A 19441-nucleotide genomic window follows, 5' to 3' on the forward strand; every position below is an offset into this window, starting at 1 on the left:
GGGTGCCGGACATCGGGAGTTTCCGTCACCCGCGCCCGTACCAGGCCCTAGGCGCGGCCCTGTTCGGCGCGCCACTGTTCGTACTCGGGCCGGGCCTCGTCCGACAGCGGGTAGTACCGCCGCAGGTCGCCGCCTTCGGACAGCCGGATGCGGGAGAACTCCTCCCACTCCGCGTGTTCCTGGGCGTGGGCCACCAGGGCCGGGGCGAGCTTGACCGGTACCACGACGGCCCCGTCGTCGTCGGCGACGATGATGTCGCCCGGCTCGACGAGCGTGCCACCGCACGCCACCGGCACGTTGACCGCGGCCGGGACGATGCCGGTCTGGACGTGGAAGTTCGGTGTGGCGCCCCGGATCCACAGCCCGAGACCGAGCTGCTTGGCCTCGCCGGTGTCACGCAGGCAGCCGTCGACCACCACGCCGAGACCGCCGCGGCCCTTGAAGTAGGTCAGCATCATCTCGCCGAACACCCCGCTGCCCATGTCGCCGCGCGCGTCGACGACGATCATGTCGCCGGGCTGGGCGTGGTACATGACGTGCCGGTGCAGCTGCTTCTCCGGTTCTTCGTACTCGTCGACGGGGTAGAGGTCTTCCCGTTTCGGCAGGAACTGCAGCGTCAGCGCCGGTCCGGCCACGCGCACGCCGGGCGTCACCGAAACCGGGCCGCTGATGAACGCGCTGCGGATGCCCATGCGGCTGAGCTCGCCGCTGGCCGTCGCGCTGCCGATGGCCGCGAGGGCCGCACTGAGCTCGGCGGGCGGGCGGACGATGTCGTGCGTCTCGACCACGTCGGTGGCTCCCTCGGTCGGAGAGTGACGATGCCGAGCCTAGTCCGGCGGACCCGCTTTCGCGATGGCTGCGCGGTTTCCCGCCGGTCCTCAGCGCGCGGCGAGCACCCGGCGCACCTCGTCCGCGCCCAGCACCACGGGGGAGCGCAGCGAGCCGACCTCGTCGATCTCGATCTCGACCACGTCTCCCGCCCGCAGCCCCTGGTCGAGCCCCGGCACGACGGGCGTGCCCGTCGAGAGCACGGCGCCGTCGGGGAAGTCGTTGTCCCGCCACAGGTATTCGACCAGTTCGGCCGGGGTGCGGTTGAGCTGGGCGGTACTGGCTTCGCCGTCGAACACTTCGTGACCGTCGCGCAGGATGCGCATGCGGATCCCGAGCGACAGCGGGTCCGGCACCTCCCACGCCGGCCGCACCCGCGCCGACACCGCGCACGACCCGGTGTAGATCTTGGCCTGCGGGAGGTACAACGGGTTCTCGCCTTCGATGCTGCGCGAGCTGACGTCGTCGACCACCACGTACCCGGCGACCTCCCCGGCCCCGGTCAGCACCAGGCCGAGTTCCGGCTCCGGCACGTTGTTGGCGGAGTCGGTGCGGACGGCGATGGGCTCATCATCGGTGACCACGCGCCACGCGGGCGACTTGAAGAACAACTCGGGCCGCTGCGCGCGGTACACCCGCGCGTAGACGTCCTCGTCGGCGCTCTCCTCACGGCGGGCCTCTTCCGACCGTCGGTAGGTCACTCCGGCGGCCCAGACCTCCGTCCGCCCGTCCAGCGGCGGCAGCAGCCGCGTCCCGACGGTGGAGACGGGCTCCCCGGCGGCCTCGGCCAGCTCACGGATTTCCGCCACGGGGCGGCGAAGCAGATCACTCATCGACGTCACCGCGAGCGGCCGCAGCTCGTCGCCGAGCAGGCCCACTCGGACGGTGCCGGTCCCGTCGGCGAATCGCACCAGGTGGCTCATGCCGGACCTCCTCGTTCGGTTTGAACCTACGGAGTCCGGAGCGCGGAGGTCAACAAGCGCCGGACAACCGGCGCGAACCGCCGGCGCAGCTGACGTGCCGCCGACGGTCGCGCCGAGCCCGGCGACTGTCCTAACGGGAATGAGGGCCGGTTCGCCTACCGGGTGGTCCGGGGGCGCTGGATCAGGTAGCCGAGCAGGACCATCCCGAGGCTGGGCAGCGTGTACTTGAGCTGCGGCCAGGTGTCTTCACGGGGCGGGTCGACGCTGGCCGTTCCCGGGTAGAACTTGGCCGAGAGCTGGGTGAGCCCGTACAGGCTCGCGATGATCGCCGCGCTTTCCAGCGCCGCACGCGAACGGCCCGGTTTCCACAGGTGGTACAAGCTCGCCAGGGACAGGGTGGCTCCCATGCTCATGGTCTGGGCGTTGTGGAACTTGGCGTGAGGTGGCCAGGTTGGATTGTGGATGTGCGTTTCGTTCCAGTCGGCGGCGTACGAGCCGACCAGGGTGCCGACCGCGGACAACGAGATGAGTACTTTTCCGATCGGGAGTTTCCCGAGGCTGGGCATGTGATCTCCTGGGTTGGGTTACGCGGTGGCGGTTCGCGCCCGGTGGGCGAGCTCCGCGGCGTCCGGGGGCGCGGTCGGGTAGACGTCGGCGTCGAAGAACCGGCCGAAGGGCAGGCTCGCCAGCGTGTCCGCGACCTCCTGCTCGTCGGCGGCGATGACCTCGAGGAACGTGGCCCCCCGGGCGCGGGAGATGTAGTGGGCGCCGATCCGGCCCGCCGAGCGCAGCAGTTCCAGCTGTTTCTCTTCGTCGTTGCGGAGTGCGGCGAACTCCGCGGGGTTCGTGTCGTCGCGCAGGACGGCGACCACCATGAACGTCTGAGTCATCGGGTTCCTCCAATGTGATGTCATCTGATGACATGACTCTAGCACGGTGATGTCATCAGGTGACATCAATGCGGGGATCCGGACGCGGCAGTACTACGCTGGGCGGCATGGGACGATGGGAGCCGGGGGCCGGCGGCCGGCTGCGTGACGCCGCGCTGGCGCTGTACCTCGAACGCGGCTTCGAGCAGACCATGGTGGCCGACATCGCCGAACGGGCCGGCGTGACAGCCCGCACCTTCTTCCGCTACTTCGCCGACAAGCGCGAAGTCCTCTTCGACGCCGCAGCCGAGCTGGAGGAGAAGGCGCTGGCCGCACTGGAGGCGGCGCCCGCCATGGCGTCCCCACTGGACCTCGTCATGGCGGCGCTCGAGACCACGACCGACATCATCGGATACGACCGGGAGCTCGTCCGGAAGCGGCACGCGGTGATCGCGGCGAACGCCGAACTCCAGGAACGGGAGCTGATCAAGCTCGCCCGCAAGTCGGCCGCACTCGCCGACGGCCTGCGCCGCCGGGGCGTCGGCGACACCGAGGCCGGCCTGGCCGCCGAAACCGCCTCGGCGGTGTACCGGGTCGCCTTCCAGCGCTGGGTGGACGCCACCGAAGAACTGGACCTCCGCGATGCCCTCCGCGAGACGTTCGCCCAGCTGCGAACCCTGGCAGCGCCCCGCTAAGCATCCGGAACCCCTCTGGCGGTGAGCTGTCGTACCGCGGTACTACGTGCCGCGCCGGATTGGCTCCCGCGGTACCACGTCGCTGTCCGAAACCGCTCCTACCGTTGGGGGAGAACGGGCCGGGGCGACCGGTCCGCGGGATCCAGGGGATGAACGATGATCGAGGCACACCAGCTGACCAAGCGGTACGGGGAGAAGACGGCGGTCGACCACCTGGACTTCACCGTCCGGCCGGGCACCGTCACCGGGTTCCTGGGGCCCAACGGCGCGGGCAAGTCCACCACCATGCGGATGATCGTCGGGCTGGACGCGCCGAGCAGCGGGTCGGTCGAGGTCAACGGCCGCCGCTACGCCGAGCACACCTCGCCGCTGCAGGAGGTCGGGGTCCTGCTCGAGGCGAAGTCCGTCCACAGCGGACGGTCGGCGTTCGACCACCTGCTCGCCCAGGCCCAGACCCACGGCATCCCGCGACGGCGGGTCGACGAGGTGATCGAGATGACCGGGCTGCAGTCGGTGGCGAAGAAGCGCGCGGGGAGCTTCTCCCTCGGCATGGGCCAGCGGCTCGGAATCGCCGCGGCCCTGCTCGGCGACCCGGCCACCATCATGCTCGACGAGCCGGTCAACGGCCTGGACCCCGAGGGCGTCCTCTGGATCCGCAACCTGCTCAGCGGGCTCGCGGCCGACGGCCGCACCGTGTTCGTCTCGTCGCACCTGATGAGCGAGATGGCCTTGGTCGCCGAGCACCTCATCGTCGTCGGCCGCGGCCGCCTGCTCGCCGACACCACCGTGCACGACCTCGTCCGCGACGCCGGCGGCGACACCGTCCAGGTGGCCACCGCGGACCCCGCGCGCCTGCGCGAGGTCCTGGCCGGCCCCGGCGTCGAGATCGCGGGCCGCACCGGTTCCGAGGAGCTGCAGGTGAAGGGCCTCTCGGCACGCGCCATCGGCACCAAGGCCGCCGAACACGGCATCACCCTGTTCGAGCTGACCGCCCGGACCGTCTCCCTCGAAGAGGCCTTCATGGACCTGACCCGCGACGCCGTCGAGTACCACGGCGGCACCACCGGCATCGACGCGCTCGGGAGGGCGGCATGACCACCTTGACCCCGGACTTGACCCCGGAAGCCCCCGCCCGCACCGTCCGCTCGGTCTACCGGGTCACCGGGCGCCACGTCCTGCGCTCGGAGTGGACCAAGCTCTGGTCCCTGCGCTCCACCTGGATCACCCTGGGCCTCGGCCTGGTGTTCCTGGTCGCGTTCGGGCTGATCTCCGCCGCGCGGTACAAGTCGAACATCAGCTCGGGACAGCCGCTCGACCCGGACTTCGCGGACGCGACCGCGCTGAGCCTGTCGCTGTTCGGCACGAACTTCGCGCAGCTGGCGCTGGGGGTGCTCGGCGTGCTCGTGACCGCCGGCGAGTACTCCACCGGCATGATCCGCTCGACGCTGACCGGGGTCCCGCGCCGGCTGCCGGTGCTGTGGTCCAAGTCGGCCGTGTTCGGCGTCGTCGCGCTGCTCGTCGGCACGGTCGGCGCGTTCCTCGCCTTCGTCTTCGGCAACGCCATCGTGGCCGGGACGCCCGCGGCGATGTCGCTGTCGGACGCGGGCGTGCTGCGCAGCCTGCTGGGCACCGGGCTGTACCTGGGCCTGGTCGGCGTGATCGGGGTGGCGCTCGGTGCGCTCCTGCGCTCGGTCGCCGGGGGCATCTCGGTCCTCGTCGCCGCGCTCATGCTGATCCCGGGCCTGATCTCGCTGCTGCCGAAGTCGTGGCAGGGCGACATCAGCCCGTACCTGCCCAGCAACGCCGGACAGGCGATGTTCGCCCTGACCCACGACGCGACCACGCTGGCGCCGACGGCCGGGATGCTGGTCTTCGCCGGCTGGACGGTCCTCGTGCTGGGCGGCGCCGCCTACCGGCTGGCGCGGTCCGACGCCTGACGACGCCCACCGCCGGCGCGGCCCCTGGTGCCGCGCCGGCGATTTACCCATCCGGTCAAAAGCAGGCCGACCCCCACGCGGCACGTAACCGTTGCTACGAAGCCATTCGGCCGTGACTGTGGTCGGATGGGTAAGGATCGGCACAGTTCGCAACGATGAGCAGGTGACGCCCGTGCCCGACGACCTCCCCGCCGCGGCGCCGTCGTGGACCGGATCCCCGCTGGTCGCGCGCCTGACGGCGTACGGCCAGCGGCTGCGGCAGTGGGACCGGCGCCACCCGTGGGTCCTGGACCTGGCGGTGATCGCCGCGCTGTTCCTGATGTTCTGCGTGCCCGACCTGGTGCCGCACGACGACGGGCGCGGGCCCGACGAGCTGCAGCTCGCGTTCACCCACCTGCCGCCGGCCGGCACTCTCGCGCTGCAGGCCGGGCTGCTGCTGCCGCTGTTCTGGCGGCGCCGGGCTCCCTCCGTCGCGCTGGCCCTGACCGCGGCGGTGTTCGTCGTCCAGTGGTCGCTCGGGGTCTTCCTGCGCGCCGACGTCGCCCTGCTCGTCGCGCTCTACAGCGTCACCCTGCACGCCCGGCTGCGGCACCTGCCGTGGGCGGGCGCCGGGGTGGTCACGCTCCTGCTCCCCGTGGCGGCCCGCGTCTCCCGCGCGGTGTCGTTCTGGGAGGCGCTGTTCTTCCTGCTCACCGCCGTCACCGCGGCCGTCGCGCTCGGGCTGGCCGTCCGGATCCGCCGGGCCCAGCTGGCGAGCCTGCGCGACCGCGCGCGGCAGCTGGAGATCGAACGGGACCAGCGCAGCCGGCTGGCCGCCGTCACCGAACGCACCCGGATGGCCCGCGAGATGCACGACATCATCGGCCACAACCTGTCCGTCATCATCACGCTGGCCGACGGCGGCGCCTACGCGGCCGACGCCACCCCCGAACGCAGCAAGCAAGCGCTCGAGCTGGTCGGCGACGCCGGCCGGCAGGCGCTCGGCGAACTGCGGCGCATGCTGGGTGTCCTGCGGGAGAAGTCGGACGCGCCGGAGCTGAACCCGCAGCCGGGCATCGGCGACCTCGACGCGCTGTGCACGAGGATCCGCGCCGCCGGGCCGGAGATCCTCCTGCGGTCCGCCGGTGAGCTGGACACGCTCGACCGCGGGGTGCAGCTGATGACCTACCGGATCGTCCAGGAGGCACTGACCAACACGCTCAAGCACGCCGGCCCGCGCACCCGGGTCGACGTCCTGATCGCCGTCGAGGGCCCGGCGCTGCGCATCCGCGTCCAGGACACCGGTCCGCCGGACGCCGCCACGCCGCTCGAGCCACCCGCCGAGGAAGGGCACGGGATCGCCGGGATGCGGGAACGCGCGGCCCTGTACGGCGGCACGGTCACCGTCGGCCCCACCGCCGGCGGTGGGTGGGCCGTGGAGGCCGTCCTGGACCTCACCCCGATCCCAGTCTCGCCCGGCGGTGCGCTGTGACGACCGTGCTCATCGTCGACGACCAGCCCCTGCAACGGTTCGGCTTCCGGATGCTGCTCGACGCGACGCCGGACACCGACGTCGTCGGCGAAGCCGCGCACGGCGCCGAAGCCGTCCGCCGGACCGCGGAGCTGCGTCCCGACGTCGTCCTCATGGACATCCGCATGCCCGGCATGGACGGCATCGAAGCCACCCGGCAGATCCTCGCCGCCGGCGGCCGGTCCCGCGTCCTCGTCCTGACCACGTTCGACCTGGACGAGTACGCCCACGCCGCGTTGCGCGCCGGAGCGAGCGGGTTCCTGCTCAAGGACGCCCATCCCGAAGAACTGCTCGCCGGCATCCGGGCGGTCGCGGGCGGCGACGCCGTCATCGCCCCGGCGCTGACCCGGCGGCTCCTCGACACCTACGCCCAGCGGCTCCCGGACGGCGGCGCCGAACCGCCGTCCCGGGCCGATCCCCGCTGGCTGTCCCTGACCGAGCGCGAGCAGGAGATCCTCGTCGCCATCGGCAACGGGTGGACCAACGGCGAGATCGCCGAACGCCTGGTGCTGTCGGAATCCACGGTCAAGACCCACGTCGGCCGGGTGCTGGCGAAGCTGGGGGCGCGGGACCGCGTCCAGGCGGTGATCTTCGCCTACGACCTCGGGCTGACCCGGCCGAACCCGCCTTCCTGACTCGCGGCACATTCATGGCGCACTGTGCAATGATGAAGTCGGTACGTGAATGCACACCATGCATCAGTGCACGTTGTGCATCGGCCTGGCCTGGTCGACGCACCACGGGAGCCCTGCCGAGCTGGGAACGGGAAGTGCCGATGAGCATCAGCAGCGACCAGAACGAAGCCGAGCCGGACCGTGACCGGCCGACCGCCGGAGCCGGGCGGGTCATCCCGGCGGAGCTGCTCGAACACGGTGGCGGGTGTCCGTTCGACCCGGCTCCGGGCCTGAGCGGCCGGCGTGGCCAGGGCCCGGTCCAGCCCTTCGAGCTGCTCAACGGCGCGCAGGCGTGGCTCGTGACCGGCTTCGAGGAAGCCCGGGAGGTCCTGGCCGACCTGCGGTTCAGCTCCGATCAGGTGCGCCACCGCAACGCGACGCAGATGTCGGCCGAGGAGGTCGCCGAGCGGGCCGCGGCGGCCGGGCGGGGCGAGCCGGTGTGCCCGGTGCCGGTCGAGAGCCGCGACGACGGGATGTTCGTGGGGATGGACCCGCCGGAGCACACCCGGCTCCGGCGGCTGCTCACGGGCCAGTTCACCGTGCGGCGGATGAAGGCCCTGGAGTCGCGGATCACCGAGATCGCCGTCGAGCACATCGAGGCCATGAAAGCCGCGGGGACCGAGGCCGACCTCGTCCCGGCCTACGCGCTGCCGCTGCCGTCGCTGGTGATCTGCGAGCTGCTCGGGGTGGACTACGCGGACCGGGCCCGGTTCCAGGAGAACACCGCGGTGGCGTTGAACCTGCGCTCCTCCGAGGACGCGCGGGCGCGGGCGGCCGGCGAGCTGTACCGCTTCATCGGGGAGCTGGTCGCGGTGAAGCGGAAGGACCCGGGCGACGACATCCTGTCCGGGCTGATCCACGAGGCCGACCCGCCGCTGACCGACAACCAGCTCGTCGACGTCTCGCTCGTGCTGCTCGGCGCCGGCCACGAGACCACCGCGAACATGCTCGCGCTGGGCACGTTCGCGTTGCTGGAGAACCCCGAACAGCTCGCGGCGCTGCGCGCGGATCCCGGGCTGATCGACAACGCCGTCGAGGAGCTGCTGCGGTACCTGAGCATCGTCCAGCTCGGGGTGACCCGGGTGGCGACCGAGGACGTCACCGTCGGCGGGGTGCGCATCGCGGCCGGCTCCACGGTCGTCATCGCCACCCCCGAGGTCAACCGGGACGACCGGCAGTGGCCGGCGCCCGACCGGCTCGACGTCCGGCGCGACCGCAGCCCGCACCTCGCGTTCGGCCACGGGGTGCACCAGTGCCTGGGCCAGCAGCTGGCCCGCATCGAGATGCGCGTCGGGTTCACCGAGCTGATCACGCGCCTGCCGGACCTGCGGCTGACCGAGTCCGGCGAGTCCGTGCCGCTCCGCAACGACATGCTCATCTTCGGCGTGCACGCGCTTCCGGTCGGCTGGGCCTGAGCGCGTGCACCCGGTATCGCTCCCCGGCGAGGCGACCGTGCAGGGACGCCGGGAACGCAAGAAGCTGGCCACCCGCGCCGCCGTCCGGGATGCCGCGCTGAGCCTGGCGATCCGCCACGGCATCGAAAACGTCACCGTGGAGCAGATCGCGGCCGAGGCCGACATCGCCGTCCGCACGTTCTTCAACCACTTCTCCAGCAAGGAAGAGGCCGTGATCTCGGTGGCCGCCGCCGGCGCGGAGGCGTTGATCACCGAGTTCCGGCGGCGCCCCGCCGGGGAATCGGTGCCGGAGGCGCTCCGGCAGGCCGTGTTCGTGGCGATGGAAAGTCACGACGAGGCCGGCCGGGACTACGTCAAGACCCTGCAGCTGATCCGGCGGGCCCCTTCCCTGGTGCCGTGGCAGATGGCCGTGCTGACCGCTCAGGAGAGCGCGCTGGCCGACGTCATCGCCGAGCGGCTGGGCCTCACGGAGCCGACGGCTCGCTATCCGCTGTTGTGCGCGGCCATGGCCCTGGCCGCGCTGAGGATCGCGCTCGATCGCTGGCTCGACCAGGTGCCGCAGCACGATCCGCCGCGCCTCGACGTGTTCCGGGCGGAGATCGACGGGGCCATCGCCCAGCTCGAGACCGGTTTGGCCTGACGGGCCGCCGGATGGTCAGTCCGAACCGTGGCCGGCCTGGGCCGATTCGATGGTGCTGTGCAGGTCGGTGACCGAGTCCAGGGCGGTCTCGGCGGACCACGCCGTGACGCCGAAGACCAGCGCGGCCGCGAGTACCGCGGCCGGGAGCCGGCGGCGCTGGGCCGACAGCAGGGCCTTGACGCGGCGGGGGACCGGGCCGCCGGTGGCGGCGAGCGCGAACGTCGGGCGGGACCGCCCGGCCAGTGCGGCCTTGGCGACGGCGTGGGCGACCACCGTCCGGTCGCCGACGTGCTCGGCGGCGGCTTCGTCGGCCCAGCGTTCGAGGGCGAACCGGGCGGCCGCGCACAGCGGGCGCAGCACCGGGTTCAGCGTGCCGGCCAGCGTGACGGCGACGAGGAAGTGGTGGTGGCGCAGGCGAAGGTGGGCGCGTTCGTGGGCGAGCAGGGCGGTGCGTTCGCGCGGGGAGAGGGCGCCGAGCATGCCGCTGGAGATCGCGACCCGGCCGCCGCGCCCGGGTGCGGCGAACGCCACCGGCTCGGCGCCGGGCAGGATCACCACGCCCGGTTCGCGGCTGTGGTCGTCGAGTTCGCGGGTCAGGGCGCGGATCCAGCGGGTGTAGCCGATCGCGGTGCGGATGAACGCGACGGTGAGCCCGGCGAGCAGCAGCCCGCAGGCGGCCGACGCCGGGAGGTTGATCGGGTCCAGGCCGCGCAGCACGTCGGGTGACCAGTGCCCGGCCCGCGCGACCGCCGGGACGAGCGTCAGGCCGGCGAAAGCCTGCAGGGCCAAGGTGATGGTGCTGCCGGCGGCGAGCACGAGACAGCCGGCCGTGAGCAGCCAGCTCGCTTCTCGCGGCGCGAGCCTGGGGGCGACGAGCCGGGCCAGTGGCCACGCGGCCAGCGGCAGCAGCAACGGGACCCAGACGTCGAGGTCCACGGCTCAGTCCCCGGTACCGGACTTGCCCAGGAGCTTCCGCAGCTCGCGTTCGTCCGATTTGGACAGGTTCGACACGAAGCGGGCGAGCACGCTGCGGCGGTCCGGCTCGTTGTCGAGCACCTTGCTCATCCGCCGCGCCGCCAGGCCGGGTTCGTCCTCGACGGCGTGGTAGCGGAACGACCGGCCCTGCTTCTCGCGGGCGGCGACGCCCTTTTCGTGCAGGCGCGAGAGAATCGTCACCACGGTCGTGTAGGCGAGGTCACCCTCGAGCCGCTCCTGGACGTCCGCCGGCGCCAACGGGCCTTCGGCTTCCCACAGGATGGCCAGGACCTCCGCCTCCAGCGCGCCGGGAGCTCGCCGCGCGCCTTCGTCCCGCTGCATCCTCATGGCCGCATTCTACAGAAGTGTCGTACCCAGCCGGTCGAGGTGGAGGCCGCGGGCCCGGCAGTCGCCGACGATCGACGGCAGCGCGCCGAGCGTGGCGCGCCAGGCGCCGTTGCCGGTGGTGACGTCGCTGTCGTGCAGCAGGATCGTGCCGCCGTCGCCGACGTTCCGCATGACCTTGCGGTGGACGGACGCGGCCGTGCAGCCTTCGGTCCAGTCGAAGCCCCACGTGCTCCACAGCACCGGGGTGAGCCCGAGGCGCTTGGCCGAGAGCAGGGACGCCCCGCTGAAGACGCCGTAAGGCGGCCGGAACCAGCGGGGCCGGACGCCGGTGAGGGTCTCGATCAGGTCGCGGGCGCCGAGCAGTTCCCGGTGGGTGCGGCCGGGCGTCTTGCGCAGCAGGCACCGGTGGTCCCAGCCGTGGACGCCGATCTCGTGCCCGCCCTCGGCGATGGCCCTGGTCAGCTTCGGGGCGCGCAGGGCCTGGGCGCCGAGCAGGAAGAACGTCGCCCGGACGCCGTGGCGGTCGAGGGCCCGGAGGAACTGCGGGGTCGACGTCGGCGACGGGCCGTCGTCGAAGGTCAGGGCGACCTGCCCGGGGACGCCGATCCCGGCCAGCCGCGGCAGGAAGGTGCGCCGGGGGCCGGGAAGGAAGGCCGCGGCGGGGGCGAGGTGGCCGGCCGCGGCGAGCGCCGCGAGCCCGATCGTGGCCTTCACGCGCGGTCCAGGAGCTTCTCGAGCAGGGGGAGCGGATCCTCGGCGGGCTGGGCCGCGGGGGACGGGCGGTCTTCCGAGGCCAGCGCGGCGGCCAGGTCCGCCGGGTCGCGGATCCAGCGGGCGAGGCCGAGCCGGTCCAGGACGGCGGCGTTCGCGCGCCCGTGGCCCGGCAGGCAGCGGTAGGTGAGCACGGGCAGCCCGGCCGCGAGGGCTTCCGAGCTGGTCAGCCCGCCGGCGTTCTGGACGACGACGTCGACCGCGCGCATCAGCCCGGGCATGTCCTCGACCCAGCCGAACACGTGCGCCAGGCCCTCGGCGCGCAGCCGGTCGCGCAGGGCGGTGTTGCTGCCGCAGGCGACCACCGGGGTGACCGTGCCGGACCGGGCGACGTCGTGGGCGGTCCGGCGGACCTGCCCGACGCCCCACGAGCCGGCGGTGACCAGCGCCAGCCGTCCTTCGCCGGGCAGTCCGAACGCCTCCCGGGCCTGGCGCCGCTCGGGCGGGGCCGCGGGCCGGAACGCGGACGCGACCAGCGGAGCCGCGACCGCGGCCGCGCGGGCGCCCAGGGCCCGCGCCTGCTGCCGGGCGAGGTGGTTCGGCGCGATGTGCAGGTCGGCGGCGCCGGTGACGCAGATGCGGTGCACCGCGGGGTCGGTCAGGTACACCGCGAGCGGGGCGGTCAGCTCACCGCGTCCGCGCAGGCGCGCCAGGGCGTGGGACGCGAGCGGGTAGGTGGAGACGGCCAGGTCCGTCCGGTCGCCGAGCGCTTCGCGCAGCCCGCGGCGGGCCAGGCCGGCCGCCCGGCTCGCGAGGGCGGCGCCGCGGGGTCCGCCGAGGGCGCGCAGGGTCCAGTCCCAGCTGCGCGGGGCGGTCTGCAGCTGGCGCCGGTACAGCCGGCACAACCGTCCGCCCAGCGCGGGCGGCAGGAGGTCCAGGAAGTCGAGGACCTCGACCTCGTGCCCGTTCAGCCGGTCCGCCAGGGCGTACGCGGCTCGGTCGTGCCCGGCGCCGAACCGGGCGGAGACGATCACGATGCGTGCCATGCTGAAGTTCTACAGGGTTGTAGATTAACAGCGGGCAAGCGGGCCCCCGGCTACATCTACACTGGAGTAGAATTTCTAGAAGACTGTAGAAGTACGGAAGGGGACACGCGCGTGGACGGCGGGGCGATCGACGGCAGCTGGTACCTCGCGGTGCTGGGGTTCGCCCGGGAAACCCCGTGGCTGCAGGGGTTCATGGCGATCTACACCAACGCGGGCCTGGTGCTGCTCGCCCTGCTGGCGGGGGTGACGTGGTGGCGGATGCGCCCGCGCGACGCGGCCCGCATGGCCGCCGCGTTGTGGGTCCCGCTCGCCGTCGCGCTGGCCTACGGCGTGAGCAACCTCGTGAAGGTCCTCGTCCAGGAACCCCGGCCGTGCATCCGGTACCCGGCGGTGCCCACGGTGGCGACCTGCGACTACGCCACGGACTACTCGTTCCCGAGCAACCACGTCACGCTCGCCGTCGCCGCGGCCGTCGCCCTGCTGTTCGCCGCGCGCCGCACCGGCCTGGTCGCGCTCGGGCTGGCCCTGCTGGTCGCGGTTTCGCGGATGTACCTGGGCGCGCACTACCCGCACGACGTACTGGCCGGAGCTGTCCTCGGTGCGCTGGTGGCGTGCCTGGGCTTGCCGCTGCGACGCCCGATGACGGCCGTCGTGGATCACTTGCGCGGCGGCGGTCTCCGGCCCCTGGTCGGGACCGACCGGCAACCCGTGGCCGTACAGTAGCGGTATCCCCGGCGAAGGCAGGACTCATGCGGCGGTACCTCGTGCTCGCGTGCGTTCTGGTGCTGGCCGGGTGTTCCGCGACTCCCGGGCCTGCTGCGCCCGCGACGTCCGCCACCGCACCCGTCACGAGCACGTCGGCCTCGGACGGCGCGGTGAACCCCGATCCGGCGAAGTTCGCGCCGCAGGTCGTCGCGCGCGCCCGCGAAGCCGGGGTCGATCCGCAGCTGGTGCTGGCCATCCTCTACAACGAGAACTACAAGCCGCACGATCCGCAGCTCGAGCGCGCCTGGCAGAACCTCAAGCCGGACGCCGCGTTCGGCGTGGCGAACATGCACCGCGCGACGTACGAGCAGACCCGTCGCGGCCGGTCGTTCGCCGGCCGCGACTGGCAGGAGCTGCCCGACGACCCGGACCTCGCCATCCAGGCCGAATCCTGGTACCTGCACGACCTGGCCGCCCAGCTGCCCGCGAAACACAGCGGCCAGTACACGACCGGCGAACTGCTGGCGCTGGGCTACAACGCCGGACCGGGCAACATGAAGGCGTTCGCGCGCGGCACCAAGCCCGGCACCCAGGTCCAGACGTATCTGTCGGACCTGCGCGCCAACTGGGCGAAAGCGGGCGCTGCGGTGGGAAAAGGCTAGCCGCGTGAACCCCGCGTCCGGCTGAGCTTCCCGGCCGCGACGAACTGGACGGTCACCAGGATCGACACGGCTTCGGCGGCGAGCAGTCCGATCAGGACGAGCACCTGGGTCGTGCCCGCCTGGATCGGGCCCGCTCCGCCGAGCAGGACACCGACGTAGGCGCCCGGCAACGTCACCAGCCCCACTGTGCGGGTCTGGTCGAGCGCGGGGATGAGGGCGTGTCCGGCTGACGGGCGGCAGATCTCCAGCGCGGCCGGGCGGGGCATGAAGCCGAGGGCGAGGGCGGCTTCGTATTCGCCGTGGCGGGCTTTGAGTTCGTCCAGGGCGCGGCGGGCGGCTTGCGAGGTCGCGGTCATGGCGCCGCCGATGACGATGCCGGCGATCGGCACGACCGCGATCGGGCGTAGTGGGACCACGCCGGCGCCCAGCACCAGGGCCAGCACGGGGGCGACGCCGGCCGCGATCGCGAGGGCCGTCCACGGCAGGTTCGCCCAGCCGCCGGCGCGGCGTGCGGACGTGATCGCGGCGATGCCGAACATGAGAAGCACGAACAGGCCGGTCAGCGGGGTGGAGCGCAGGATCGCGGTGATCACCAGGGAGACGAGGGCCAGCTGCGCGACCGCACGGACGGCGGCGATCACGACGGCGCGGCCCTGGCCGAGTTCGCCCCAGCGGACGATGGCGGCCCCGGCGGCGGTGAGCAGGACGAGGACCGCCAGGAGTGCGGGTCCGAAGCTGATCGCGGCGCTGGTCACTACTTCGCGACGACCTCCGCGACCCGGCTCAACGGCTCGGACAGGGCGTCGACCGCGGACGCGAACTGCTTGATCCGATCCGGCGACAGCTCGGTGTAGAGCTTGAAGGTGTCGCCGGTGCGTTGCGCGTCGAGGAGCTTCTGCACGTCGGCGAACCGGGCGTCCAGATCGGCGACCAGCTGGGGGTTCCGTTCGGCGAGGACGGGCCGCAGGGCCTGGATCGCGCCCTTGGAGCCGTCGACGTTGGCCTGGAAGTCCGAAAGATCGGTGTGGGAGAAGGCTTCCTCCTCGCCGGTGATCTTCCCGGTGGCCACCTCGTCGAGCAGGCTCTTGGCGCCGTTGGCCAGATCCAGCGCCGTCAGCTGCAACGCGGCCGCCTTCTGGCCGAGTGTGGTGACGTCGGTGACGAGCCGGTCGGCGATCGCGGGGGAGTCCGGGTGCAGGCCGGTGACCCACAGGTCCTTCTCGAGCCGGTGGAAGCCGGTGAACTCCTGGCCGGCCTGCAGATCGGCTTCGCGGACGTCGATGGCGGGGTCGAGGTCGCCGAACTTGGCCGCGACCGGCTCGATCCGCTCGTAGTAGATCCGGGTGCGGGCGTACTGGGCCTTCGCGCCGGCCACGTCCCCGGCCTTGATCGTGTCGGCGAACTTCCGGGTCTCGTCGGCGAAAGCCGTGGTCTGGCTGGAGACGTAACGCGCGTAACCGCGGGCCGCGTCGGCCAGCTGGGTGTTGGCGTCGGTGCCCTTGGCCGCGCCGCCGGTGACGGTGAACGCACCGCGGATGCCCGCGCCGGCCATGCCCGGCTTGCACGCCGTCTGGTAGGTGCCGCCGGTGGCCACCTCCACGATGAGCCGCCGGGTCAGGCCGGGCGCGATGTTCTCCACCTCGCCCATGATCCGGTCGCCCTCGCCGTAGAGGTAGAACTCGGTGACCTTGCTGCCCTGGTTGGCGATCTGGAAGGTCACGTTGCCGGCCGGCGCGGTGTTCGCGGACACCTGGCACGCGGTGTCCGAGGCGGTGACGGTGATCGGCCCGCCGGGGGCGGCGGACGGTGGCTGGGCGTCGCACGCCGAGACGAGGGCCACGATGGCCAGCGCCGCGCCGGTTCGCAGGACTGTCGACATGCTCACTCCTTCGCTTCGGCCGCGGCCGGGACGCCGGGGTTCTTGCTCCGCGCGGGCCGCAGGAACAGCGGCAGGACGATCGCGACGTACGCCAGCCAGGCGATCGCCTGCAGCACGGTCGTCTGCTGGGAGTAGTTGAAGACGCCCTTGAGCAGCGTGCCGTACCAGGTGGTCTCGGGCAGCACGCCGGAGGCGTCGAAGGCCAAAGTGGACAGTCCGGGGAGGAAGCCGCCCTCCTGCAGGTCGTGCAGGCCGTAGCCGAGTACGCCGGCCGCGACGAACACCAGGAGGATGCCGGTGATCTTGAAGAACTTCCCCAGGTCGAACCGGAGCGCGCCGCGGTAGAGCAGCCAGGCCAGCGCGATCGAGACGACGATCCCGATGCTGAAACCGAGCAGCGGCAAGGCGGTGTCGCCCTGGGCGGTCTGGACCGAGGCGTAGAAGAAGACCGAGGTCTCCAGGCCTTCCCGGCCGACGGAGAGGAACGACACCAGCGCGATGGCGGCCGGGCCGAGCTTCAGCGCGTTCTCCATCTTCCCGCGCAGCTCCGCGGAGATGTGCCGGGCGGCGGTGCGCATCCAGAAGATCATCGCCGTGACGAAGGCGACGGCCACAATGGACAGTACGCCGCCGACCAGCTCCTGGTGCTCGAACGTCAGGTGCGCGGTGGTGTAGGTGAGGATCGCGCCCACGGCGACGGACAGCAGCACGGCGACGGCCACCCCGGGCCACACCCAGCGCAACGCGGACCGCCGGTCGGTCTTGACCAGGAAGGCGACGAGGATGCTCACGACGAGCGCGGCCTCGAGACCCTCCCGCAGTCCGATCAAGAGGCTGGAGAACAACAACGCACGACTCCCTGGCGGTCCGGTGGCTGGCGGGTCTCGTCAGCATTAGGTAAGGCTCACCTGAAATCCAAGCCGCCGGCCAAGAGTTAGCCAAACATTAGGAGCGGACAAAACAGACAATCGGCGTCGACGTTCCTGGTCGTGGCCCGGCGTCGGGTAATCATCTGCCAGCGGCGGGCAAGGGGGCGGTTAACGGCCGTGCCTCGGCCCTGACCGGGGGCGCACGCTGAGGTCATGAGGGTTGTGCGGGTGTCGAGACGCGTCCGGCCGGAGGCGTGGGTCCTCGTCGTGCTGGGGCTGCTGGCGGCGGCGTCCGTCGTGGTCGTCGGCCTGCTCTCCGCGGCCGACTACGGCAGGCTCGCGTCCTCGGCCGCCGCCGACGCGCACGCCCGGCACCTCGTGGTCGCGCAGCTCCGGCCCGACATTCCCGCGGGCCGGGCGCCGGGGGCGGCGTCCGGCCTGAAGGCGGTCACCGCGACCTGGAGTGCGCCCGACGGTCAGCCTCGGCGCGGTGTCGTGGAGGTGAGCGGCGGTGTGGCCGTCCCGAAGAGCGTTCAGGTGTGGACGGATCGGATGGGACGGCAGGTTGCCCCGCCGCTGAGCGGCTCCGAGGTGTTCGTCACCGCGGTTCTCGGTGGGGTGCTGTGGGAATCGGTCGCGCTCGCCGTGCTGGGCGGGGTCTACCTGATCAGCCGCCGCCTGCTGGGCTGGTGGCCGCCTAATACGACATGGGTGTAGAAATACTACGTACGTGTCGAAGATGGAAGGCGGTCCGACCGATGAACCCGTTGAGCGCGACATCCTGGTTGTCGAGCCTCGGCGCGGCCGGGGTGTTCCTCGTCCTGTTCGCCGAAACCGGTCTGCTGATCGGGTTCTTCCTGCCCGGCGACTCCCTGCTCTTCACCGCCGGCCTGTTCTGCACGACCAGCGCGACGGCCGCCGTCCACCTTTCGCTGCCCCTGGTGCTGATCGCCTCGGTCGCGGGCGCGCTCCTGGGCGCCCAGACCGGGTTCCTCATCGGACGGCGTGGGGGCCGCGCTCTCCTGGCCCGGACTCGCAACCAGCACCTGCATCGAGGATTGACCAGGGCCGAGGAACTCTTCGGCCGCTACGGCCACGCCAAGGCCATCGTGCTCGCGCGGTTCATCCCCGTGGTCCGCACGGTCCTGAACCCGCTCGCCGGCATCCTCGCCGTGCCCGCCCGTACTTTCCTGGTGTGGCAGGTGCTCGGCGGCCTGCTCTGGTCGATCGGCGTCACGCTCGCCGGGTACGTCCTCGGGTCGAGCATTCCCGGGATCGACCAGTACCTCCTGCCGATCATCGCGCTCGTCGTGATCGTTTCGCTCATTCCGCTCGGCCTCGAACTCCTCCGGAGCCGCAAGCAGCGCAACGAGGTCGGTGGCTCTTAGCCATTCCTTAGCCCTTCGCTGCACGGGGCTGAACCGGGGCGTCGTTACCGTGAAATATGGTCGACATCGCGAGCCGAACCGGAACTCCGAATCCCTCTCGTCCCCCGGGGAAACGCCGTAAAAAACGACTGCGGCGAGTGCTCGTCGTGTTCCTGCTCCTGATCATTTACCCGGCCGTCACGTACGTCCAGGCCCTCACCGCACCCGGCGCGGCGACCTTCGCCGCCCGGACCGCCGACTGGGCCCGGCAGATGGGCGCCGGCCCGGTCGTGAACGCGTTCGAGAACTGGTACTACACCAGGCATCCACCGGCGAACACCGCGCCGGGCACCGACGCTCTGCCCGCCCCGGCACCGGCACCCGCCGGCGCGGACGCGGCGAACGCACCCGCGTCACTGGCGACCCTCCCCGGCGCCCTGCCCGGCGAAGGGGCGTGGGTGCCCGGGGCCCGGATGGCCGGTGGCCAGGCGGCCGACTACACGACGTTCCTCCGCCCGGACCCCGACCACACCAGCGTGGTGGCCGCGATGGTGGCGTTCGACCAGAAGTGGACCGGCACCCACCTGATCGCGGGGACGAAGGAACCCGGCGGCAGCTGGCCCGAGCAGGCGCAGGTGCCGAACGCGCTGCGCCCGTCGCTGCTCGCGACGTTCAACTCGGGGTTCAAGTTCCGCGACACCGACGGTGGTTTCTACGCCGACGGCCAGTACGGGAAACCGCTGAAGAACGGGATGGCGTCCTTGGTCGTCGACCGGTCGGGCGTGGCGACGGTCGCGCTGTGGGGCCGCGACGCCCGGATGACCCCGCAGGTCGCCGCGGTGCGCCAGAACCTCGAGCTGATCGTCGACGGCGGCAAGCCGGTCCCGGGGCTATCGGGGAACCCGGCGGGCCAGTGGGGGAGCGCGCGCAACCAGTTCCAGTTCACCTGGCGCTCGGGCCTCGGGGTCGACGCACAGGGCCGGCTGGTTTACGTGGCCGGCAACCAGCTCACCCTGACCGCCATGTCGAACGCGCTGACAGCCGCGGGCGTGGTCCGGGGGATGGAGCTGGACATCCACGGCGGAATGGTGAGCTGCAACCTGTTCCGCCCCGACGTCTCGGGTGCGGCGCCCCGGACGCTGGTCCCGAGCATGCCCACCGCGCCTGATCGCTACCTGTCCGCCGACCAGCGCGATTTCTTCGCTATCACGGCACGCCCGGGTGCCCTGCGGACGCCGGGGGCGGCAACGGGGTGAACGACGGCGGGCGGGTGCCTTCGCCTTTCGGTTCGCCGGGCGGCGTGCCCAGGTGACTTTGTTCGTGGTCATGCCATGTCGGAGCGCGGTGCGTACCGGGTCGGGCCTGTCGTCGATTCACCCTGCGGGGTC

23 protein-coding genes are annotated in these 19441 nt (G+C 72.1%); 12 read left to right on the top strand and 11 right to left on the bottom strand.

The window, feature by feature from the left end; genetic code table 11:
* Nucleotides 1-47 precede the first annotated feature (47 nt).
* From VA596_RS15015 to VA596_RS15030, 4 genes are all read right to left on the bottom strand, one after another.
* On the bottom strand, nucleotides 48-788 hold the full coding sequence (locus VA596_RS15015) for a ribonuclease activity regulator RraA (RefSeq protein ID WP_323327363.1): 741 nt from the start codon (nucleotides 786-788) through the stop codon (nucleotides 48-50).
* Nucleotides 789-878: 90 nt separating this feature from the next.
* Nucleotides 879-1751: a fumarylacetoacetate hydrolase family protein gene (locus VA596_RS15020; RefSeq protein WP_323327365.1), complete on the bottom strand. Its 873-nt coding sequence runs from the start codon at nucleotides 1749-1751 to the stop codon at nucleotides 879-881.
* A gap of 155 nt (nucleotides 1752-1906) precedes the next feature.
* On the bottom strand, nucleotides 1907-2317 hold the full coding sequence (locus VA596_RS15025) for a DUF6640 family protein (protein WP_323327367.1): 411 nt from the start codon (nucleotides 2315-2317) through the stop codon (nucleotides 1907-1909).
* An 18-nt stretch (nucleotides 2318-2335) separates the two neighbouring features.
* Nucleotides 2336-2641 (bottom strand): hypothetical protein, encoded by a 306-nt coding sequence (locus VA596_RS15030; RefSeq protein ID WP_323327369.1) that lies wholly within the window; start codon nucleotides 2639-2641, stop codon nucleotides 2336-2338.
* A gap of 107 nt (nucleotides 2642-2748) precedes the next feature.
* Between VA596_RS15030 and VA596_RS15035 the strand changes: the two genes are divergently transcribed.
* From VA596_RS15035 to VA596_RS15065, 7 genes are all read left to right on the top strand, one after another.
* Nucleotides 2749-3315, top strand: a complete 567-nt coding sequence (locus tag VA596_RS15035; RefSeq protein ID WP_323327371.1) for a TetR family transcriptional regulator — start codon at nucleotides 2749-2751, stop codon at nucleotides 3313-3315.
* A 156-nt stretch (nucleotides 3316-3471) separates the two neighbouring features.
* The gene (locus VA596_RS15040; RefSeq protein ID WP_323327373.1) at nucleotides 3472-4410 is read left to right on the top strand and encodes an ABC transporter ATP-binding protein; all 939 of its coding nucleotides are present in this window, start codon (nucleotides 3472-3474) and stop codon (nucleotides 4408-4410) included.
* Entirely contained in the window at nucleotides 4407-5252 is an 846-nt protein-coding gene (locus VA596_RS15045) for an ABC transporter permease (protein WP_323327375.1), read from the top strand. Before VA596_RS15040 ends, VA596_RS15045 begins: the two co-directional genes overlap by 4 nt.
* Nucleotides 5253-5424: 172 nt before the next feature.
* The gene (locus VA596_RS15050; RefSeq protein ID WP_323327377.1) at nucleotides 5425-6723 is read left to right on the top strand and encodes a sensor histidine kinase; all 1299 of its coding nucleotides are present in this window, start codon (nucleotides 5425-5427) and stop codon (nucleotides 6721-6723) included.
* Nucleotides 6720-7397 (top strand): response regulator transcription factor, encoded by a 678-nt coding sequence (locus VA596_RS15055; protein ID WP_323327379.1) that lies wholly within the window; start codon nucleotides 6720-6722, stop codon nucleotides 7395-7397. Before VA596_RS15050 ends, VA596_RS15055 begins: the two co-directional genes overlap by 4 nt.
* Nucleotides 7398-7537: 140 nt before the next feature.
* Nucleotides 7538-8851 (top strand): cytochrome P450, encoded by a 1314-nt coding sequence (locus VA596_RS15060; protein ID WP_323327381.1) that lies wholly within the window; start codon nucleotides 7538-7540, stop codon nucleotides 8849-8851.
* A gap of 4 nt (nucleotides 8852-8855) precedes the next feature.
* Entirely contained in the window at nucleotides 8856-9491 is a 636-nt protein-coding gene (locus VA596_RS15065) for a TetR/AcrR family transcriptional regulator (RefSeq protein WP_323327382.1), read from the top strand.
* A 15-nt stretch (nucleotides 9492-9506) separates the two neighbouring features.
* Here VA596_RS15065 and VA596_RS15070 read toward each other — a convergent pair whose 3' ends face one another.
* The 4 genes from VA596_RS15070 to VA596_RS15085 are packed head-to-tail and all read right to left on the bottom strand — an operon-like array spanning nucleotide 9507 to nucleotide 12571.
* Nucleotides 9507-10427 (bottom strand): M56 family metallopeptidase, encoded by a 921-nt coding sequence (locus tag VA596_RS15070; protein ID WP_323327384.1) that lies wholly within the window; start codon nucleotides 10425-10427, stop codon nucleotides 9507-9509.
* A 3-nt stretch (nucleotides 10428-10430) separates the two neighbouring features.
* A complete protein-coding gene (locus tag VA596_RS15075) occupies nucleotides 10431-10814 on the bottom strand; it encodes a BlaI/MecI/CopY family transcriptional regulator (RefSeq protein WP_323327386.1) in 384 nt (127 codons plus the stop codon).
* Nucleotides 10815-10823: 9 nt separating this feature from the next.
* A complete protein-coding gene (locus tag VA596_RS15080) occupies nucleotides 10824-11528 on the bottom strand; it encodes a polysaccharide deacetylase family protein (RefSeq protein WP_323327388.1) in 705 nt (234 codons plus the stop codon).
* Nucleotides 11525-12571, bottom strand: coding sequence for an MGDG synthase family glycosyltransferase (locus VA596_RS15085; RefSeq protein ID WP_323327390.1), 1047 nt, complete (start codon nucleotides 12569-12571; stop codon nucleotides 11525-11527). The genes VA596_RS15080 and VA596_RS15085 overlap by 4 nt, the downstream gene beginning before the upstream one ends.
* 111 nt (nucleotides 12572-12682) lie before the next feature.
* Between VA596_RS15085 and VA596_RS15090 the strand changes: the two genes are divergently transcribed.
* Together VA596_RS15090 and VA596_RS15095 are read left to right on the top strand one after the other, a co-directional pair.
* The gene (locus VA596_RS15090; RefSeq protein WP_323327392.1) at nucleotides 12683-13294 is read left to right on the top strand and encodes a phosphatase PAP2 family protein; all 612 of its coding nucleotides are present in this window, start codon (nucleotides 12683-12685) and stop codon (nucleotides 13292-13294) included.
* A 26-nt stretch (nucleotides 13295-13320) separates the two neighbouring features.
* Nucleotides 13321-13938 carry a transglycosylase SLT domain-containing protein gene (locus VA596_RS15095; RefSeq protein WP_323327394.1) on the top strand — a complete coding sequence of 206 codons (618 nt, stop codon included), beginning with the start codon at nucleotides 13321-13323 and terminating at the stop codon, nucleotides 13936-13938.
* Here the strand turns inward: VA596_RS15095 and VA596_RS15100 are convergent.
* Genes VA596_RS15100 through efeU form a run of 3 tightly spaced genes read right to left on the bottom strand, consistent with a single transcriptional unit; the run spans nucleotide 13935 to nucleotide 16665 of the window.
* Nucleotides 13935-14693, bottom strand: a complete 759-nt coding sequence (locus VA596_RS15100; protein ID WP_323327395.1) for an ABC transporter permease — start codon at nucleotides 14691-14693, stop codon at nucleotides 13935-13937. The genes VA596_RS15095 and VA596_RS15100 overlap by 4 nt on opposite strands.
* Complete coding sequence (efeO, locus tag VA596_RS15105; RefSeq protein ID WP_323327396.1) at nucleotides 14693-15817, bottom strand: iron uptake system protein EfeO; 1125 nt, start codon at nucleotides 15815-15817, stop codon at nucleotides 14693-14695. Before efeO ends, VA596_RS15100 begins: the two co-directional genes overlap by 1 nt.
* Before the next feature lie 2 nt (nucleotides 15818-15819).
* Nucleotides 15820-16665, bottom strand: coding sequence for an iron uptake transporter permease EfeU (gene efeU / locus VA596_RS15110; RefSeq protein ID WP_323327397.1), 846 nt, complete (start codon nucleotides 16663-16665; stop codon nucleotides 15820-15822).
* A gap of 234 nt (nucleotides 16666-16899) precedes the next feature.
* Between efeU and VA596_RS15115 the strand changes: the two genes are divergently transcribed.
* From VA596_RS15115 to VA596_RS15125, 3 genes are all read left to right on the top strand, one after another.
* Nucleotides 16900-17403 (top strand): Rv1733c family protein, encoded by a 504-nt coding sequence (locus VA596_RS15115; RefSeq protein WP_323327398.1) that lies wholly within the window; start codon nucleotides 16900-16902, stop codon nucleotides 17401-17403.
* A 41-nt stretch (nucleotides 17404-17444) separates the two neighbouring features.
* The gene (locus VA596_RS15120) at nucleotides 17445-18074 is read left to right on the top strand and encodes a DedA family protein (protein ID WP_323327400.1); all 630 of its coding nucleotides are present in this window, start codon (nucleotides 17445-17447) and stop codon (nucleotides 18072-18074) included.
* A 137-nt stretch (nucleotides 18075-18211) separates the two neighbouring features.
* Nucleotides 18212-19309, top strand: coding sequence for a hypothetical protein (locus VA596_RS15125; RefSeq protein WP_323327402.1), 1098 nt, complete (start codon nucleotides 18212-18214; stop codon nucleotides 19307-19309).
* Nucleotides 19310-19441 lie beyond the last annotated feature (132 nt).

The organism is Amycolatopsis heterodermiae, assembly GCF_034929455.1.
In the GTDB taxonomy this organism is placed as follows: domain Bacteria; phylum Actinomycetota; class Actinomycetes; order Mycobacteriales; family Pseudonocardiaceae; genus Amycolatopsis; species Amycolatopsis heterodermiae.

Coding starts and splice junctions, on each gene's coding strand:
- VA596_RS15020 (WP_323327365.1), bottom strand. CDS start 1,751: ATGAGCCACCTGGTGCGATTCGCCGACGGGACCGGCACCGTCCGAGTG.
- VA596_RS15025 (WP_323327367.1), bottom strand. CDS start 2,317: ATGCCCAGCCTCGGGAAACTCCCGATCGGAAAAGTACTCATCTCGTTG.
- VA596_RS15030 (WP_323327369.1), bottom strand. CDS start 2,641: ATGACTCAGACGTTCATGGTGGTCGCCGTCCTGCGCGACGACACGAAC.
- VA596_RS15035 (WP_323327371.1), top strand. CDS start 2,749: ATGGGACGATGGGAGCCGGGGGCCGGCGGCCGGCTGCGTGACGCCGCG.
- VA596_RS15040 (WP_323327373.1), top strand. CDS start 3,472: ATGATCGAGGCACACCAGCTGACCAAGCGGTACGGGGAGAAGACGGCG.
- VA596_RS15045 (WP_323327375.1), top strand. CDS start 4,407: ATGACCACCTTGACCCCGGACTTGACCCCGGAAGCCCCCGCCCGCACC.
- VA596_RS15060 (WP_323327381.1), top strand. CDS start 7,538: ATGAGCATCAGCAGCGACCAGAACGAAGCCGAGCCGGACCGTGACCGG.
- VA596_RS15075 (WP_323327386.1), bottom strand. CDS start 10,814: ATGAGGATGCAGCGGGACGAAGGCGCGCGGCGAGCTCCCGGCGCGCTG.
- VA596_RS15085 (WP_323327390.1), bottom strand. CDS start 12,571: ATGGCACGCATCGTGATCGTCTCCGCCCGGTTCGGCGCCGGGCACGAC.
- VA596_RS15095 (WP_323327394.1), top strand. CDS start 13,321: ATGCGGCGGTACCTCGTGCTCGCGTGCGTTCTGGTGCTGGCCGGGTGT.
- efeO (WP_323327396.1), bottom strand. CDS start 15,817: ATGTCGACAGTCCTGCGAACCGGCGCGGCGCTGGCCATCGTGGCCCTC.
- VA596_RS15115 (WP_323327398.1), top strand. CDS start 16,900: ATGAGGGTTGTGCGGGTGTCGAGACGCGTCCGGCCGGAGGCGTGGGTC.
- VA596_RS15120 (WP_323327400.1), top strand. CDS start 17,445: ATGAACCCGTTGAGCGCGACATCCTGGTTGTCGAGCCTCGGCGCGGCC.